The organism is Luteimonas sp. 22616 (assembly GCF_052044325.1).
Lineage (GTDB): Bacteria > Pseudomonadota > Gammaproteobacteria > Xanthomonadales > Xanthomonadaceae > Luteimonas.
In genome coordinates this window covers 2,108,660-2,126,474 of the sequence record NZ_JBQEMW010000001.1, presented here as the reverse complement: position 1 = coordinate 2,126,474, position 17,815 = coordinate 2,108,660, and the positions used below count along the sequence as shown (strand labels likewise).

Genomic DNA, 17,815 nt, shown 5'->3' with positions numbered 1-17,815 from the left:
GCTGGAAATGCCGATCGTTGCCGTTGTCCTGATCGTCCTGGTCGCGCTGCTGCACCTGTACTTCCTGGTGCTCGAGATGTTCCTGTGGACGCGCCCGACCGGGATGAAGGTGTTCCGCAACACGCCCGAGAAGGCTGCCATCACGCGCGTGCTGGCGGCCAACCAGGGCTTGTACAACGGCTTTCTTGCCGCCGGACTGTTGTGGGCGCTCGCGACCTCGCAGCGCGGCGTCGCGCTGTTCTTCCTGGGCTGCGTGGTGGTCGCCGGGCTGTATGGTGCGGCGACGGTCAGCCGGCGCATCTTCTACGTGCAGGCCGTGCCGGCATTGGCTGCGATCGCGGCGCTGTGCCTTGCGTAGGCCGGGGTGACATCCCCGTCGGCCTTTTTCCCGCGACGTCGGAGCGCGATCCCGATCCGCGTCGCAGCGTTGAATCCGAATGCCCGGGGATCGGAACATCGGGAGCCGTCGAGGGCGTAGTCCCGGCCTGCCGCGGCTCGGCGCCCGACGACCAGAAGCTCGCCCGCGGTCGCGTTTCAGCGGCGCGGTGAAATCCACATCGAGATGCGGGCGCGGAATACCGCTTCGCCGGCCGGATCGGTGACTTCCACGTCGACCGGCAGTTCATAGCCCGTATCCGCCTCGATCGCCGGCTGCGCCGGGGTCGCGACCGCGCGCATGGTGCCGACGGCCTTGCGCAGGTATTCGACCGTCATGCCCTTGGGGATCCAGCGCATCGACGTCGGTAGGCTCGCGTCGATCGCCAGGCCGCCGCTGAGTTCGGCCAGGTTGCACAGCGCGATCGCATGCACCGTGCCGATGTGGTTGGTGACCTTGCGCCGGTGGCGCAGGCTCGCGACGCAGCGGCCCGGCTCCAGCACTTCGATGCGCGGCGCGATGCTGGCGAAGTAGGGTGCCTTGAGACAGACCGCGCTCGAGAACAGCCAGTGGCCGGCGGGCCAGCGGGTGATGCGGCGGTAGAGGGCGAGGACGGAAGCAGTCATGGCAGTGTCCGGTGAACCGGGGAGTCCGCGCCGGTCTGCACGTCATTCCCTCAGAGATGCATGATCCGGTGGGAGCGGGATTGGCCGCTCCCACAAGGCCAGGCGGCGCGTCAGGCCGCCTCGCGTGGCTTGCGCTTGTGCTGCGGCAGGTCGTAGTACGACGCCGCACGCAGTTCGTGGGTATCGAAGTCGTCGACCGTGATCGCGTCGAGCGTCAGCGCGCGCAGTTCCTCGAGCTGGACGCGTTCCTCGGCCGTGATCCAGCCCTCGCGCACGCCTTCGTCGAGCTGCGAAGCGAAGTCCAGCGCCTCGATGTCGCTGTTCTTCAGCGCCTTGAGGAACTTGCGCTCCACCGGTTCGGCGAGGATCGCCTTGGCCAGGTAGCTGTCGATGCGGCCGGCCGGGTTGTTCTCGCACGGGGTGGTGAACACGCCGTTGGCGAGCCGGTCGCGGGCCTCGTTCGGCGCCATCAGCAGGGCGGCGGCGCGGTGGCCGAGGCGGTCGCTCGGCGCCTGCGCGCGGCGGCCCCACGGGAACACCAGCAGCCACAGCAGCCAGCCCACCGGGCGGATCGGGTAGTTGCGCAGCGCCGCAGACAGCGCGAGCTCGATCCGGTGCACCGAGTCGTGGAACGCCCACGCCAGCAGCGGCTGGTCGCCCACCGGGCAGCCCTCGTCCTTGTAGCGCTTGAGCATCGCGCTGGTCAGGTACAGATGGCTCAGCACGTCGCCCAGGCGCCCGGACAGCGATTCCTTGAACTTGAGCTTGCCGCCGAGCAGCAGCATCGAGGCATCGGCGATCAGCGCCAGGTTCGCCGAATAGCGGTCGAGCTTGCGGAAATAGCGGCGGGTGTAGTCGTCGCCCGGCGCCTTGCCGATCTTCGCGCCGGTCAGGCCGAACCAGATCGAACGCACGGCGTTGGAGATCGCGAAACCGATGTGGCCGAACAGGTTGCGGTCGAACTCCTCCAGGCCCGCCTGTTCGTCCGGGTTTTGCGCCGCCTTCATTTCCTTGAGCACCCACGGATGGCACAGGATCGCGCCCTGGCCGAAGATCAGCAGGCTGCGGGTCATGATGTTGGCGCCCTCGACCGTGATCGCGATCGGCGCGGCCTGCCAGCTGCGGCCGGCGAAGTTGCGCGGGCCGAGGATGATGCCCTTGCCGCCGAGCACGTCCATTACGTCGCTCGACACTTCGCGGGCCATCGTCGTGCAGTGGTACTTGGCGATCGCCGACGGCACCGCCGGGGTCTCGCCGCGATCCACCGCCATCGCCGTGGCCTGCGACAGCGCGCTGATCGCATAGGCCTTGCCGGCGATGCGTGCCAGCGCTTCCTCGACGCCCTCGAAGCGGCCGATCGACAGGCCGAACTGCTTGCGGATGCGGGCGTAGGCGCCGGTCGCGATCGCGCCCATCTTGGCGCCGCCACTGGCGGTCGAGGGCAGGGTGATCGAGCGGCCGATCGACAGCTGCTCGTTGAGCATCTGCCAGCCCTTGCCGGCGTAGTCCTCGCCGCCCAGCAGCTGGCTCAGCGGGATGAAGACTTCGCGGCCGTGGATCGGGCCGTTCTGGAACGGCGAGTTGAGCGGGAAGTGGCGGCGACCGATGTCCACGCCGTCGGTGTCGCGCGGCACCAGCGCGATGGTGATGCCGATGTCGCGGGTATCGCCGATCAGCCCATCCGGGTCGTACAGGCGGAAGGCCAGGCCGATGAGCGTCGCCACCGGCGCCAGGGTGATGTAGCGCTTGTCGAAGGTGAGCTTGACGCCGAGCACGCTGGCGCCGTTCCACTCGCCCTGGCAGACGATGCCGTAGTCGGGGATGGAGGTCGCATCGGAACCTGCGAACGGCCCGGTGAGGCCGAAGCAGGGCACCTCGATGCCCGCGGCCAGGCGCGGCAGGTAGTAGTCCTTCTGCTCCCGGGTGCCGTAGTGCACCAGCAGCTCGCCCGGGCCGAGCGAATTGGGGACGCCGACGGTGGAGCTGACCACGCTCGACACCGAGGAGATCTTCTGGATCACCTTGTGGTGCGCCAGCGCCGAGAACCCGAGGCCGCCGTACTCCTTCGGGATGATCATGCCGAAGAACTTGTGCTGCTTGATGAAATCCCACAGGTCCGGCGGCAGGTCGGCGTGGACGTGGGTGATTTCCCAGTCGTTGGTCCGCCTGCACAGCTCCTCGACCGGGCCGTCGAGGAAGGCCTGTTCTTCGTCGGTCAGTTTCGGCGCGGGCTGCGACAGCAGCTGGTTCCAGTCGGGATCGCCCGAGAACAGTTCGCCCTCGAAGCCGACCGAACCCGACTCCAGCGCGATGCGCTCGGTCTGCGACAGCGGCGGCAGGATCTTGCGGTAGAACTTCAGCAGCGGCGCGGTGATCAGCGGCTTGCGGAGGGCGGGGATCAGCAGCGGCACGGCGATCAGGGCCACCAGCGCGGCGGCGGCGGCCACGGCGACAGGGTGGGCGCCGAGCAGCCAGCACGCGACCAGCAGGGTGGCCGTCATGACTGCCCAGTAGGCCAGCCGCATGCGGTGATAGGCGGCGAATGCCCCGGCGAGGAGGAAGGCGACGAAGGGAAGCAAGATGCTCATCTCTGGACTCCGGTGAGCTGCCTGAACAGGAGAAGGGTAGCCTGCGCGATGTTGCCATCGCGCGATCCGAATACCATACGCATAAGTACGGAGTTACGCAAATGGCGCAACCGATGCTGCGCCGCAGCGACGATCGGCCCCGGACGATACTGTTCCGGGCGGAGGCGTATGGATACACTGTCGGCATGACGTCGACCGAATCGGCACCGGCATCCGACAAGCCGGAACGCAAGGGGCGCCTGAGCGCCGAGGACTGGGCCCAGGCCGCACTCGACCTGATTGCCGAGCAGGGCGTGGCGGCGGTGGCGGTCGAACCGCTCGCGCGCCGGCTCGGCGTCACCAAGGGCAGCTTCTACTGGCACTTCCCCTCGCGCGACGCCCTGCTGCAGGCCGCGCTGGAGCGCTGGGAGAGCTTCGAGCAGGAAGCCGTGTTCGGCACCCTGGAAGCGATCCCCGATCCGCGCGAGCGCCTGCGCAACCTGTTCCAGCTGGTCGCGCACGAAGCCAAGTCGCACGTGATCTACAGCGCGATGCTCAAGGCCCTCGACCACCCGGCGGTGCAGCCGGTGATGGAGCGCGTGTCGCAGCGCCGGCTCGAGTACCTGACCGCCTCGTTTCGCCAGGCCGGCCTCGGCCGCAACGACGCCCAGCATCGCGCCCGGCTGGCCTACGCGGCCTATGTCGGTTTCCTGCAGCTGCAGTTGCAACTGCAACAGTCGCGCCCGCCGCGCGAGGAGTTCGAGGCCTACGTCGAACACATGATGGCGACCCTGATTCCACCCCTTCCAAGGCATGAGACCCACTGATGAATGCGAATCCCCTTCCTTCCCCGTCTCCCAGTTCACTGGAGGTCCTGAACGACTGGGTCGCGGAAGTCGCGGCGCTCACCCGGCCCGACCAGGTGCACTGGTGCGACGGCAGCGACGCCGAGTTCGATGCCCTGGTCGCCCGGATGCAGGCCGACGGCACCCTGCTGCCGCTCAACGACACCACCCACCCGGGCAGCTGGCTGCATCGCTCCGATCCCGACGACGTCGCGCGCGTCGAGCACCTGACCTTCGTCTGCCATGAGAAGCAGGAAGATGCCGGCCCGAACAACCACTGGATGGCACCGCCCGAGGCGCACGCGAAGATCGACGCACTGTTCGACGGCTGCATGCGCGGGCGCACGATGTACGTGATCCCGTACTGCATGGGCCCGATCGATTCGCCGTTGTCGCGCTGCGGAGTGGAGATCACCGACTCGCCGTACGTGGTCGCCAACATGCGCCTGATGACGCGCATGGGCGCACCGGCGCTTGCGCGGATCGAGCGCGAGGGCCGGCTCCAGGACGGCGTGTTCGTGCGCGGCCTGCATTCGACCGGCGAACTCGACCCGAACCGCCGCTACATCATGCATTTCCCCGACGAGCTGAGCATCAAGTCCTACGGCTCCGGCTACGGCGGCAACGCGCTGCTGGGCAAGAAGTGCCACGCACTGCGCATCGCCTCGCACCAGGCCCGCAGCGAAGGCTGGCTGGCCGAGCACATGCTGATCGTCGGCATCGAGAACCCGCAGGGCGAGACGCACTACATCGCCGCGGCGTTCCCCAGCGCCTGCGGGAAGACCAACCTGTCGATGCTGATCCCGCCGGACGCCTATCGCGAAAAGGGCTGGAAGGTGTGGACAGTGGGCGACGACATCTGCTGGATGCGCCCCGGCGAGGATGGCCGGCTGTACGCGATCAATCCGGAGGCCGGCTATTTCGGCGTGGCGCCGGGGACGTCGGACAAGTCGAACCCGAACGCACTGGCCTCGATCCAGCACGACACCATCTTCACCAACGTCGCGGTCACCGACGACAACCAGCCGTGGTGGGAAGGCCTCGACGATCGCGTGCCGGTCAAGGACTGGCAGGGCCGTGATTTCCAGCCGGGCAACGGCCCGGCGGCGCACCCCAACTCACGCTTCACCGTCAGCGCGAAGCAGTGCCCGTCGTACTCGCCGCAGGCCGAGGCCGCGCAGGGCGTGCCGATCTCGGCGATCGTCTTCGGCGGCCGCCGCGCGTCGCTGGTGCCGCTGGTGTTCGAAGCGCGCGACTGGACCCACGGCGTGCTGGTCGGCGCCTCGATGGGCTCGGAAACCACCGCCGCGGCCACCGGCCAGGTCGGCGTGATGCGCCGCGACCCGATGGCGATGAAGCCGTTCTGCGGCTACAACTTCGGCGACTACTTCGGCCACTGGCTGTCGTTCGACAAGCCCGGCGCGAAGCTGCCGAAGGTGTTCCACGTCAACTGGTTCCGCAAGGGCGACGACGGCAAGTTCCTGTGGCCGGGCTTCGGCGACAACCTGCGCGTGCTGGAGTGGATGATCGGGCGCGTGAAGGACGAAGCCGGTGCGGTCGATACCCCCATCGGGGCGTTGCCGCGGCCGGAAGACCTCGACCTCGCCGGGGTGGAGCTTTCCGAAGAAGCGGTCGAGAAGCTGTTCGGGTTCCATCGCGACGGCTGGCAGGAGGAGTTCGGCGGGATCGGCGAATTCCTGGCCGGCTTCGGCTCGCGGATGCCCGACGCGCTGCACGCCGAGCAGCAACGCATCGCCGCCGCATTGCGGGGCTGAGTCGCGCACGCGTCACGGCAGCGCGTCGACCTCGGGCAAGCGCAGCACGCCCGGGGTCCGTTGTTCTGGGCTGCGACCCTTTCTCGAGTCGGAGGCGTAACCCCGGGCTGCGAAGCATGTGAATCGGTGGATAGCACCGACGCTGGCGTAGCCCCGACCCACTGGTGGGTCGGGGCTACGCCCCGACGCCGCTGCCAGTCTCGCGATCAAGCCCTTGCAGTCAGGGTCCAGCCCATGAGCATGCCGTTCTCGTGGCGGATTGGCACGTGGATGATATCGGCCAGCCCGTTGGCGGCGAGGCGTTCGGCGAACGACGCCATCATGTCCTCGTCCATCGCGCATTCGCAGAGCTCCGCATAGCGCAGCCTGGCGTCGCGCAGCGATTCGCGATAGTCGCGGCAGCGCGACAGGATGTCCGCGGCCGACGCGCCTTGCAGCGCGCCCAGCGCCTGCGCGGAAAACGCACGGGCTTCTTCCAGCAGGTCCGGGAACGGGCTCGCCGCGGCTTCGCCGGCCAACGCCTGCATTGCGTGGTTGAAGTCCTCGCGGGCGCGATTGGCGGCAGGATCGACGCGCAGCCGCTCGCGGCCTTCCGCCGAGGCGGCCTGCGCGACCCAGGGAACGATGGCGTCCAGGCGGTCGAGGAAGCCGGCTGCCTGCAGCAGCCAGTCCGTCAGGCGCAACTCTTCGCGTGCCACCTCCGCCAGTCGCGAGTCGCGGTGGTGGAGCAGCAATGCGAGGTGGCCGCCCGGCTTGAGCACTCGCGCGAGTTCCGGCACCGCGCGCGCGACATCGCAGTATTCGATGCCGTACTGGCTGGTGGCCAGGTCGAACGATTCGTCCGCGAAGGGCAATGCCTCGGCGGATACGCCGGCATGGAAATGCAGCGCCTCCCGGCACGGCAGGGGTTGTGACGCCAGCCAGTCCGGCGAAACCTCGGCGAGGTCGATCGCGTCGACCCGCGGCATGTCGGTGGAACAGGCCAGGCACACCAGTTGCGGGATGGCGCCATTGCCGGTGGCGATGTCGAGAACGCTACGCGACGCGTCAAGCGACTCGAACTGTTGCTGCCAGAACCGGCCGATCAGGCCTTCGTAGTTGCCGGTGAACGAGCCGGGCAGCGAATGCAGGACGTCGCGCTTCCAGTAGCGCGACCACGCGGTCCGGCGCTGGTCGTTCGGGGTGCTGTGATCCGGCATCGGCGGAGTATAGCGGGCAAAAAAAGAGGGGCCCGAAGGCCCCTCCAATCATTGCAATGTTGCGAACAGATCAGAAGCGCTGTTCGTAACGGGCGTACGGCGTACGGCCGTAGGCGTCGTACAGGTAGAAGTTGAACGGACGACCGTCGTAACCAACCAGCTCGGGCATCTTGTCGGTGAGGTTGTTGACGCCGATCGTGAACTTCGCGTTCCACGGCAGTTCCACGCTGGCCTGCAGGTCGTGCGTGAGGTAGCTCTCCGTGGTGGACGCACCGTGGCCATTGGGACCGGTGTAGCGTGCGATGTAGCCCACGCCCCAGTCGCCGCGCGTCCACTGGTTGTTCAGCGTGGCACGAACGCCCGGGAAGCCCTGCAGCAGGACCTGGTTTTCGCCGCCGTCGATCGTCTGCTCGTGGATCCAGCTGGCCTGCAGCGAGTTGGTCAGCTTGCCGGCGCCGCCGAGGTCAAAGTTGGTGCGGGCCGCGAAGTCCACGCCGTCGGTCTTGACCTCACCCTGGTTGAAGTAGCAGTTGTGGATCTCAACGACCGCGTTGCCACGGTTCGGATCGCGGGTCAGCGAGCACGGTGCGCCCGGCATCGGGGTCGGATCGTCGCCGTTGTCGATGTTGATCAGCTTCTGCGAGCCGAAGTAGGCGATGCGCTCCTCGATCTTGATGTTCCAGTAGTCGACGGTGAAGTTCAGCCAGTCGGTGGCATCCCAGACCACGCCGAACGAGAACTGGGTCGACTCTTCGGCGCCCAGGCCTTCGGCCTTCTCGCGGAAGGCGTCGACCTGGTTACCGCCGGCCTTGGAACACTTGTTGACATCAGGCTGGCCGTAGAAGGCGCAAGTGGCGGCGTCGACCACCGGGTCGGCCGAGAACGCCGTTTCCTGGGTGATGATGTCCAGGGTCGGGGCGACGAAACCCTGGCCTACCGAGCCACGCAGGGTCAGGCTGTCGATCGGATGCCAGCGCAGGGCCACCTTCGGGGCGAAGTTGGTGCCGTAGTCCGAATACTTCTCGTAGCGGCCGGCGATGTCGGCCTCGAGGGTGGACGTGAACGGCAGCAGCATTTCCGCGTAGATCGAGCTGACCTCGCGACCGCCGCCCGAGGAGGCGCCGGCGCTGCCGAGGATCACGCCCGCCGAGGACAGCGAGTCGTAGATGTCGGCGTAGTCTTCCTTGCGGAACTCGCCACCGACGACCAGGCCGGCGCTGCCGCCGCCCATTTCGAACAGGTCGTTGAAGGTGACGTTGCCGAACGCTTCCTTGGTGGTGAAGGTGCTGTTGCGGGTGATCGTGGCCTTGATCGAGTTCAGCACGTCGATCGGCGTCGCGCCCGGATCGAAGATGTTGTAGCTGCCGTCGTTGATCGCCTGCGCGGCCAGCGAGCCGACGATGTAGTTGCGGCCGAACTCGTCGTAGCGATAGGTGTTGTAGCGGATGCCGAAGTCGGCGTCGACGGTGTCGCTGATCGCACCGCGGAAGCCGAGCATGATGTCGTAGACGTTGGCGTTGGTCTCGTTGTCGCGGTTACCCGCGGCCGCGAAGCGGTGGTACAGGTACATGGTGGAGTCGGCCGGGCCCAGGTTCTGCACGGTGTTCGGGGCGACGACCACCACGCCCGGCGTCGGCGCGTAGCGGCCGAAGCTCTTGGCATTGGTGACGTTGGTGCTGAAGTAGGTCGACCAGTCGTCGTTGATCTGCACTTCACCGTTGAGGAAAAACGCCTTGTTGCCGTAGCTGGCCTCGTCCGCCGCGGTGGCGTTGAAGTCGTACACGCAGCGGCCATTGGCCGGCAGGATGTAGAAGTTATCGTTGGTGCAGCCGCCCGGGACCGGGTTGAAGGTGTCGATGCCGTTGACGAAGTTGGAGTTGACGAGGTTGCCGTTGGCGTCGACCGACAGGTAGTTGTTGCCGAAGGTGCTGGCACCGGGCTCGCCGCCCCACGGACGGCTGTTGGTGAAGATCATCGCGCGGCGGTTGTGCGAGAAGCCGCCGACGATGTGGCCGCGGTCGCCGCTGACACCGAACAGGATCGAGGCTTCGTCGGTCGGGCCCCACTTCGGGCTCGACTTGCCGACGGTGACCTGCGCGCCGTTGTAGTCCTTGCGCAGGATCAGGTTGATCACGCCGCCGACCGCGTCGGCGCCGTACACGGCCGATGCGCCGTCGGTGAGCACTTCGATGCGCTCCACGGCCGCCAGCGGGATGGCGTTGAGGTCGGTACCCGAACCGGCGGCGAACGGCGCCTTCGGTGCGCGGTGGCCGTCGATCAGGACGAGGGTACGCTGGCCGCCGAGGCCGCGCAGGTCGGCGAACGCGCCGGCCTGGGCCGAGCTACCCGACTGCGGGCGGAACTGGCCGACCGAGTTGAAGTTGGTGGTACGCAGGTAGTCGGCGACGGACACTTCGCCGCTGGCGTCGATCTGGGCGCGGTCGATGACCGTGACCGGCATGGCGCCTTCGATTTCGGCACGCTTCAGGCGCGAACCGGTGACCTCGATGCGGTCGAGGGTGGTGGTGTCGGAAGCAGCAGTGGTGCTGCCCTGGTCCTGGTCCTGCGCGAACGCAACACCGGTGCCGGCGATACCGGTGGCGCCCGCAACGAGCGCGAAGGTGATCGCGTCGCGGAGCTTGGTGGTCTTGAACGTCATCTCTCTCTCCAAACGTAGAGTGCTCGGGAAAACCCATGGGAACCTTCCCGGTGACGTCAAAAAAGACACCAAGGCCGGCAAGGCTGTCGCCGATAGTAGCCCCGCTCGCTGGAAAATTAAAGTGTCGTTAACAAATAGGAAAATTGGTGTGCAGGCGGGGGCTTCCGTTCAGTACGTGACCGTATGCAATCGCTTGTGAAGAAGGATATTTCCTTTTCAATCAATCGAATCCGGGCAGCCGGACGGCCCGCGATCAGTTGAATAAGGGGCTGAACAGCGACGCTTCCGATCGTCATCCCCGCGCAGACGGGGATCCAGTCGTTGACTGGTTGAATGAGGGGCCATGGATGGCCAGCCCTTCGGCTGGGGTAAAGCGCTTCCCGCCAGAGGGGAATGACGACGAGTGTCCAGGCTGTCCGTGGTCGAGGCCGGGTCGGGAATCAGACGTTGCGATCTGCGGCAGGGCCGGGGAACGCGTCCGGATCGAACTCCGGCAGGCTGTCGGCATAGCGGCGCCAGCGCCCCGCAGAGCGACCGTGGATCGGTTCGCGGACCTGCCAGCGGCTCGGTGTCTGCACGATGCGGTTGCTGCGGTGGAATTCCAGGCAGGCGGGCTCCCACGGCAGGTCAAGGAACGCGAACAGGCGCTGCGCCTCGGGTTCCGGGGATTCGACCAGCGATTCGTAGCGCAGTTCGTGGATCGGCAGCGGCAGCGCCGATTGCCAGTGGCGCATCAGCCGCGTCTGCAGCGCGATGGAATGGGCGATGGCGTCGAGCCCGGTGGCGAATTGCGCGTCGAGCGCGAAATTCTCGCTGTAGATGGACAGGGCAATATCGCGCGGATCGCGTCGGCACCAGATGACGCGCGCGCGTGGAAACAGCTGTGCGGCCAGGCCGAGGTTGAAATAGTTCAGCGGCGACTTGTCGACCAGGCGCAGCGCGGATTCGGGCGCGTGCCTCGATGCCGCGGCGAGGTATCGCGCGGCTTCGTATTCGAGGAATTCGCGTTCGAGGCCCGCTGCGTTTTCCGGCCAGCGGTTGCCCAGCGCCTGGACAATCAGCGGCAGGTCCGGCAGTTCGCCGCAGCCGTGGGCCTGCGAATGCATCGAGATGATCTGCTCGGTGAGCGTGGTGCCGCTGCGCGGCATCCCGACCACGAACACCGGGCGCGTGTCCTGGCTGCCGACGGTCTGCAGGGGGCGCGCGAAGAAGCGTGCGTCGTACAACGTCATCAGGCGCCGGAGCCTGGCTTCCGTCCGGGCGAGGTCGTACGTGCCGTTGGTCCGTCGCCGGGCGGCGTTGGCGTCGTGCCAGCTGGCCATGGCCGCGAGGTGCTCACCGCGGCTGTCCTGGATCTTGCCCAGCGCGTAGCCGAGCAGCGCCCGGTCGCGGTCCGGAAGGTCAGGCCGTGCTTGCAATGCCACGGCCTGCTCGACCAGTTCGGCGGGCGGGGCCTTGCGCTGCAGGGCCAGCAGCCCGGCCAGGGGCGTGACCCAGCCGGGCCGGAACCGCAGCGCCTGGCGGTAGGCCTGGATCGCGTCCTCCCGGTCGCCGCCGTCCTCGCGCGACTGGGCGAGCGCCATCCACAGGTCCGCCGATTCCGGCAGCAGCGCCAGCGCGTCCTGGTAGTTGGCGATCTCCTTGTCGAGCAGGCCGAGGCGGTTGAGCGTCTCGCCGAGCTTCAGCCTTGCATCGACATCGCCCGGTCGTGCCGCGACCACCGCCTGCCACAGGGGCAATGCGTCGCCGGGCGTGCCGGCGTGGAACTCCGCGTCGGCCAGCGCGCGCGTTGCGTCGACCTGTCCCGACTGCAGCCGGTGCGCCTGGCGCAGGGCGGGCAGGGCCTCGAGCCGGCGTTCGTCGCGCATATAAGTAATGCCGAGCAGGAACCAGGCATCGAACAGGTCGGGGTCGAGCCGTGTTGCGTGCTCGAAGCTGCGTCGCGCGTTGTCGAAGTCACCCCTCGCGGCCTGCTGGCGGCCGAGTTCCAGGGCAGTCGCCGCCTCGCGGGCGGGCAGGGAGGAGTGCGGTGAGGTCATCCCGAAAGGGTAGCCGTCCGCAATCGCGATGCCTATCGGGCGATATCGACTGCAGGCCAGAGCGCAGCGATCATGCCCGTAATCCGGGCAGTTGCCTGCGGATCTACAGATCCTGCTCGTAGCGGACGTAGGGAATCGCACCCTCGTCCTGCTTGGCGTCGGAGCTCGGCGAGAACGGGTTCTTGCCACGCGTGACCAAGTTGTCGGCGCCGATGGTGAGCTGCCCGCTCCAGGGGGTGCGCCAGGTCAGGCCGATGCCGAGGCCTTCCCACTGCTGTTGGCCGGGCGTGCTGACGACCTGGCCGATGATGCTGGCGCCGAACGCGCCGTAGGCGCCGCCGACCGACAGGGTCTTGCTGTCCCAGTTGTCGGCGAGGCCGGCGGGGATGTCGCCGCTGGGGATCAGTTGCGCCTTGGCCATCGTGCCGGCGATCGATACCGTGCCTTCGCGGCCGATGTTCTTCTGGGCGAAGACGGTGAGGTCGTTGATGTTGATGTCGCCGGCGCGGCCGGTGTTGGGCGTGAGCCAGGCAGGAAGCCGTGCCTTGCCTTTGCCGGCGGTGATGCCGACGCTGCCGCCGGGCCTGCTCAGCGCGGCCGTGGCGCTGGCGTGGTGGCTGTCGTCGTCGCCATCGTCGCTGATCGAACCGAGCTTGCAGTTGTTGACCAGGCTGGAAAGCGCGCTGCCGATGCCGCTCTTGCCGCTGCACAGCAGGGCCAGCGAATCACCGGCATCGAGGCCGAATGCGGCGTCGAGTTCGTTCTTGCCGCCGAAACGCCAGCGCGCACCCGTCTTGGGGTGATCAGTCGGCTCCAGCAGCAGGTAGGCGCCGACCTTGTTGCCGTTGCCCGAATCGCTATAGATGACCGGCAGGACCGCGGTGTTGGCCGAAGCATTGGTCGAGCTGGCCTTCGACTGCGCGAACGCGCCCGGTGCTGCGCCAAGGGCGAGCAGGACGACAATCGACGATTGGAGGAGGCGCAGTCGCATGAGCTTGGAATCGACCCTTTTTCCCTGATCGAAGTTCCCGCTGGGCGGGGCTCTTGACTCTATCCGGTTTATGTTTCTTTAACAATCCCCCGGATTTGACGGGTTCATCCCTGACCGGTTCATCTCTCCCGGTTCACTGAAGTGCCCCGGGCGCCCGGACTTCCGGGCCCGGGCGGCTGAACAGGGCTTCGACCTCGTCGGCGCCGAACCGGTAGGCCTGGCCGCAGAACTCGCAGCGGATGTTGGCGCTGCCGCCGATGACCGCCGCCCGGGCCTCGTCGGGGCCCAGCGATTCCAGCATCGCCGCCACCCGTTCTCGCGAGCAGGAGCAGGCGAAGCGCAACGGCTTGTCGCCGAGCAGGCGAACCCCGTCTTCCTGGAACAAACGCGACAGCAGGGTTTCGGCCGGCCACTGCAGCAGTTCGTGTGGCTTGAGCGTGTCGAACAGCACGCTGGCACGGTTCCAGCCGTCCTCGTCGCCCTCGTCGCCCGGCAGTTTCTGCAGCATCAGGCCCGCCGCGTGGTGCTCGTCGGCAGCCAGCAGCAGGCGGGTCGGAAGCTGCTCCGACTGCCGGAAATACTGTTCGAAAGCGGCGGCCAGGGAATCGGTCTCCAGCGCCACGACGCCCTGGTAGCGCATGGGCTCGCGCCCCGGTGCGCCGCGGCTTTCGATGGTGATCGCCAGCATCGCGCCCGGGCCGAGCTCGCGCAGGTCGCGCGAAACCGGGGAGGTGTCGTCTTCGGCCAGTTGGGCGATGCCGCGCAGGGTGCCGGCGGCCGTGCATTCGGCGAACAGGGTGCGCAGCCGCCCCTGGCCGCGGAGCTGCACCGACAGGCGGCCGTCGATCTTGGCGTGGCCGGTGAACAGGGCCGCGGCCGCCGTGGCTTCGCCCAGCAGCTCTGCTACCGCCAGCGGGTAGTCGCCGTGGGCGCGGATCCGAGTCCAGCTGTCGCCCAGGTGCACGCGCACGCCGCGCACGCCGGCGCGATCGAGCAGGAAACGGGTCAGGTGGTCGCTGTCGTTGGCCATGCCGTCTTCAAAGCTCGCCCAGGTCGGCGTCGCTGCCGTAGAAGGCCAGCATCCCCTGCACGGTCTGCGACACGAGTTCGCGTTCGAGCTCGGACAGCATCGGGTGCCAGACGTCGAAGATCAGCACCACCCGCAGCCGGTCGCTGAAATTCCAGGCTTCATGGCGGATGGTGTCGTCGAACATCAGCAGCTTGCCCGGTTCCCAGACGCGGGTCTCGTCGCCCACGCGCAGCGCGCAATCGGGCGGGATGATCAGCGGCATGTGCACGGTCAGGCGGGTGTTGGTCGCGCCGTTGTGCGGTGGGATGTGGACGCCGGGCTTCAGCGCCGAGAAGAACGCCACCGGCGCTCGTCCCGGCACCATGTTCTGCGGCGCACGCGCGAGTGCGGCCTCGGTGCGTGGGCACCGGTCGGCATGCGCGTCGATCCGCTGGCCGTCCTTCCACAGGAAATAGGCGCCCCAGTCGAGGTTGTGGTCGAGCGCGGCGAACTGCGCCGGAGGCTCGCCCGGCGTGGTTTTCACGTAGGGCTCGAAGGCCTGCTGGGTGGCGAGTACGCCCTGCAGTTCTTCCAGCATCGCCGGGAACGCCGCTTCCACTTCCGCGACCCACGGAGCGTCCTCGCGTTCGAAGAACGGGATCGCCGGCAGCCGCGGGAACGGCAGCATCAGCGGCCGTGCGGTCACGAACGGGCGCCGGCCGGTGACGATGTCCAGGCAGTGCTCGAAGCGCTGGAGTTCGCGCCGCTCGCTGTTGCCCATGAGCGGTTGCATGCGTTCGCGCAGGTGCGCGTGCAGTTGTTCCTGGTTCTCGCGGATCGCCGCGCGGGCCTGCTCGATCCAGGGTTGCATGTGCGGCGCGCGCGATACCGGTTCGGGCATGTAGTTCAGCGCATTGCTCCACGACATCGCAGCCTCGCGCGTGCGCCCGGCTGCCTGCAACAAGCGTGCCCGTTCCATGTGCGCGCCCCAGGCCAGCGGGTCGGCGCGGATGGCGAGTTCGATCTGTTCGAGCGCCGCGCCGGCGTTTCCCTGCGCCGAGTGCAGGCGGGACAGGTTGGCGCGTGCGATCGCGAGTCCCGGTTCCGTCGCGATGGCGTCCTCGAAATGCCGCTTCGCCGCCGCGACGTCGTTGTGCGCCATGGCGTGCGCGCCCAGGTGGTTCGATGCCAGTGCGTGCCCGGGTTGCAGCGCCAGGACCTGGCGCCAGCACGACAGGGCCGCATCGGGCTGGCCGCGCTGCGACAGCTGTTCGGCCTGCGCGACCAGTTCGGTGATGCGTGTTTGGGCGGGCGCGTCCAAGGGCGAAGCCATGCGGTCGTGGAGTGTTCAAGGTTACCATTTGGCGGGTTGACCCCGGCCGCTGCCGGGGCGCGGAAAACCCTTCATGACTGCCGAACCCCGACGTCGCCGCTGGCTGCGCTGGCTGTGGAAATTGCCGCTGCTGCTGCTCGCGCTGAGCGTGCTGCAGGTGCTGGCGCTGCGTTTCGTCGATCCGCCGTTCACCGCGTTCATGGCGGCGCGCCAGCTGCAGGCCTGGGGCTCGGGCGACTGGGGGTTCCGCATTACCTACGACTGGCGCGACCTGGACCAGATCGCCGCCAGCGTGCCGGTGTCGCTGGTCGCCGCCGAGGACCAGAACTTTGCCCGCCATGGCGGTTTCGATTTCGCGGCGATCGAGAAGGCGCGCGCGAGCAATGCGCGCGGGCGCAAGGTGCGCGGCGCCAGCACGATCAGCCAGCAGCTGGCCAAGAACCTGTTCCTGTGGAGCGGCCAGAGCAGGGCGTCGCGCTGGGTGCGCAAGGGCATCGAGGCCTGGTACACGCTGTTGATCGAGGCGCTGTGGCCGAAGTCGCGGATCCTCGAGGTGTACGCCAACGTCGCCGAGTTCGGCGACGGCATCTATGGTGCGCAAGCCGCGGCACGTAGTTTCTGGCGCAAGGATGCTGCGCGGCTCTCGCCGACGCAGAGCGCGACGCTGGCGGCGGTGCTGCCCAACCCGAAGCACTACAGCGCGGCGCGGCCTGGCCCGTACGTGCAGCGACGCGCGCGCTGGATCGAGCGCAACGTGCGCCGATTTGGGGGTACGGGGTATCTCGACACGCTGGATTGAAGCGCAGGCCGGGGCTAAGCCCCCGACGGCCCGACGTGCAAGTCGGGGGACATGGCGGCGACCTGCGACTGCCTCGGCGAACTGGCGGCCGCATCCATCGGCAAACCATGCTGACACCGCGCTACGATGCGCCCATGCACCGTGACCAACTCACCATCGTCGTCGCCGCCTTCAACGAAGCCGAGGCCCTGCCGTCGTTGCATCCGCGCATCGCCGAGGTGCTCGATGCGCTGGAAAGCGCGATCGACGGCCGCGTGCTGTACGTCGACGACGGCAGCCGAGACGGCACCTGGGACGTGCTGCGAGGGATCGCCAACGGCGACGCACGGGTGTCGCTGCTGCGGCTGTCGCGCAACTTCGGCAAGGAGGCGGCGCTGACCGCCGGCCTGGACCGGGTCGAGCAGGGCGCGGCCATGATCCTCGACGCCGACGGCCAGGATCCGCCGGAGCTGATTCCGCAGTTCGTGGCCCGGTGGCGCGAGGGTTACGACGACGTGCACGGCACGCGCACCGGCCGCGAGGGCGAGACCTGGCTGAAGAAGGCCACGGCGCACGCCTTCTACCGGGTGATGCAGCGGCTGTCGAAGACGCCGATCCCGACCGACACCGGCGACTTCCGCCTGCTGTCGCCGCGTGCGCTGGCGGCGCTGCGGCAACTGCGCGAGCGGCACCGGTTCATGAAGGGACTGTTCGGCTGGGTCGGGTTCGACCAGGTGTCGATCGCCTACCAGCGCGAACCGCGGCTGGCCGGGAAGAGCAAGTTCAGCCTTTGGCGGCTGTGGAACTTCGCGCTCGAAGGCATCACCAGTTTCTCCACCGCGCCGCTGCGCCTGGCCACCTACCTGGGCGTGCTGACCGCGCTGCTGGCCTTCGTCTATGCGCTGTGGATCGTGTCCAAGGCGCTGCTGTGGGGCGACGCGGTGGCCGGCTATCCGAGCATGATGGCGGTGATCCTGTTCCTTGGCGGCGTGCAGCTGGTCGCGCTGGGCATGATCGGCGAATACCTCGGCCGCCTGTACGAGGAATCCAAGCAGCGGCCGTTGTACCTGGTCGATAGCTGGCGTCCGGCGTTGGGGGTATCCTCGGGCCGTGTCCATGGCGAGGGAGAGTCCCATGCGGACCGTACGACACCTGCTGGAAGGCAAGGCCCCTGAAGTCTTCGCGATCGGCCCGGACGCACCGGTGATCGAGGCAGTCCGCCTGATGGCGGAGAAGGGCATCGGCGCGGTGCTGGTGATGCAGGGCGGCCGCTTGGCCGGCATCCTTTCCGAACGCGACTACGCGCGCAAGGTGGTGTTGCAGGGCCGGGCGTCCTCCAATACGCCGGTGCGCGACATCATGACTGCGCAAGTGGTCAGCGTCGGCCTCGACGACACCGCCGAGCATTGCATGCAGATCGTCACCGAGCGCCGCATCCGCCACCTGCCAGTGCTCGATCGCGACGCGGTGCTCGGCGTGGTCTCGATCGGCGACCTGGTGAAGGCCGTGATCGAGGACCAGCAGCACGAGCTGGACCAGCTGCAGCGTTACATCGCGTCCTGATGCCGACTGCTCAGCCTATCTCCCGCGTATGGGAGAAGAGGGCGTAGCGACGAGT

The 17,815-nt window shown here is 67.8% G+C and carries 14 protein-coding genes; 6 read left to right on the top strand and 8 right to left on the bottom strand.

What is annotated here, in order from left to right:
• Positions 1 to 7: 7 nt before the first annotated feature.
• Positions 8 to 358 carry a DUF1304 domain-containing protein gene (locus ACTJIL_RS09830; protein ID WP_440755335.1) on the top strand — a complete coding sequence of 117 codons (351 nt, stop codon included), beginning with the start codon at positions 8 to 10 and terminating at the stop codon, positions 356 to 358.
• A 176-nt stretch (positions 359 to 534) separates the two neighbouring features.
• Here ACTJIL_RS09830 and ACTJIL_RS09825 read toward each other — a convergent pair whose 3' ends face one another.
• Both ACTJIL_RS09825 and ACTJIL_RS09820 read right to left on the bottom strand, forming a co-directional pair.
• Positions 535 to 1,002, bottom strand: a complete 468-nt coding sequence (locus ACTJIL_RS09825; RefSeq protein ID WP_440755334.1) for a hotdog fold domain-containing protein — start codon at positions 1,000 to 1,002, stop codon at positions 535 to 537.
• A 110-nt stretch (positions 1,003 to 1,112) separates the two neighbouring features.
• A complete protein-coding gene (locus ACTJIL_RS09820; RefSeq protein ID WP_440755333.1) occupies positions 1,113 to 3,590 on the bottom strand; it encodes an acyl-CoA dehydrogenase in 2,478 nt (825 codons plus the stop codon).
• A gap of 185 nt (positions 3,591 to 3,775) precedes the next feature.
• On the opposite strand from ACTJIL_RS09820, the gene ACTJIL_RS09815 reads away from it, so the two are divergent.
• Both ACTJIL_RS09815 and ACTJIL_RS09810 read left to right on the top strand, forming a co-directional pair.
• Positions 3,776 to 4,396 carry a TetR/AcrR family transcriptional regulator gene (locus ACTJIL_RS09815; RefSeq protein WP_440755332.1) on the top strand — a complete coding sequence of 207 codons (621 nt, stop codon included), beginning with the start codon at positions 3,776 to 3,778 and terminating at the stop codon, positions 4,394 to 4,396.
• A complete protein-coding gene (locus tag ACTJIL_RS09810) occupies positions 4,396 to 6,189 on the top strand; it encodes a phosphoenolpyruvate carboxykinase (GTP) (protein ID WP_440755331.1) in 1,794 nt (597 codons plus the stop codon). The genes ACTJIL_RS09815 and ACTJIL_RS09810 overlap by 1 nt, the downstream gene beginning before the upstream one ends.
• 206 nt (positions 6,190 to 6,395) lie before the next feature.
• Here the strand turns inward: ACTJIL_RS09810 and ACTJIL_RS09805 are convergent, their stop codons facing one another.
• The 6 genes from ACTJIL_RS09805 to ACTJIL_RS09780 form a co-directional block, all read right to left on the bottom strand.
• Positions 6,396 to 7,388, bottom strand: coding sequence for a class I SAM-dependent methyltransferase (locus tag ACTJIL_RS09805; protein WP_440755330.1), 993 nt, complete (start codon positions 7,386 to 7,388; stop codon positions 6,396 to 6,398).
• 70 nt (positions 7,389 to 7,458) lie between these two features.
• Complete coding sequence (locus ACTJIL_RS09800) at positions 7,459 to 10,047, bottom strand: TonB-dependent receptor (protein ID WP_440755329.1); 2,589 nt, start codon at positions 10,045 to 10,047, stop codon at positions 7,459 to 7,461.
• 440 nt (positions 10,048 to 10,487) lie between these two features.
• Positions 10,488 to 12,086: a tetratricopeptide repeat-containing sulfotransferase family protein gene (locus ACTJIL_RS09795; protein WP_440755328.1), complete on the bottom strand. Its 1,599-nt coding sequence runs from the start codon at positions 12,084 to 12,086 to the stop codon at positions 10,488 to 10,490.
• A 103-nt stretch (positions 12,087 to 12,189) separates the two neighbouring features.
• Positions 12,190 to 13,077 carry an XOO1806 family protein gene (locus tag ACTJIL_RS09790; protein WP_440755327.1) on the bottom strand — a complete coding sequence of 296 codons (888 nt, stop codon included), beginning with the start codon at positions 13,075 to 13,077 and terminating at the stop codon, positions 12,190 to 12,192.
• 133 nt (positions 13,078 to 13,210) lie between these two features.
• Positions 13,211 to 14,107 carry an Hsp33 family molecular chaperone HslO gene (gene hslO / locus ACTJIL_RS09785; RefSeq protein ID WP_440755326.1) on the bottom strand — a complete coding sequence of 299 codons (897 nt, stop codon included), beginning with the start codon at positions 14,105 to 14,107 and terminating at the stop codon, positions 13,211 to 13,213.
• 7 nt (positions 14,108 to 14,114) lie between these two features.
• Positions 14,115 to 15,419 carry an aspartyl/asparaginyl beta-hydroxylase domain-containing protein gene (locus ACTJIL_RS09780; protein ID WP_440755325.1) on the bottom strand — a complete coding sequence of 435 codons (1,305 nt, stop codon included), beginning with the start codon at positions 15,417 to 15,419 and terminating at the stop codon, positions 14,115 to 14,117.
• Between the two features lie 73 nt (positions 15,420 to 15,492).
• Here ACTJIL_RS09780 and mtgA point away from each other — a divergent pair, with 73 nt between their 5' ends.
• The 3 genes from mtgA to ACTJIL_RS09765 all read left to right on the top strand — a co-directional run bounded on the left by mtgA (position 15,493) and on the right by ACTJIL_RS09765 (position 17,760).
• The gene (gene mtgA, locus ACTJIL_RS09775; protein ID WP_440755324.1) at positions 15,493 to 16,218 is read left to right on the top strand and encodes a monofunctional biosynthetic peptidoglycan transglycosylase; all 726 of its coding nucleotides are present in this window, start codon (positions 15,493 to 15,495) and stop codon (positions 16,216 to 16,218) included.
• A gap of 134 nt (positions 16,219 to 16,352) precedes the next feature.
• Positions 16,353 to 17,372: a glycosyltransferase family 2 protein gene (locus tag ACTJIL_RS09770; RefSeq protein ID WP_440755323.1), complete on the top strand. Its 1,020-nt coding sequence runs from the start codon at positions 16,353 to 16,355 to the stop codon at positions 17,370 to 17,372.
• Entirely contained in the window at positions 17,332 to 17,760 is a 429-nt protein-coding gene (locus tag ACTJIL_RS09765) for a CBS domain-containing protein (protein WP_440755322.1), read from the top strand. The genes ACTJIL_RS09770 and ACTJIL_RS09765 overlap by 41 nt, the downstream gene beginning before the upstream one ends.
• Positions 17,761 to 17,815: the final 55 nt, after the last annotated feature.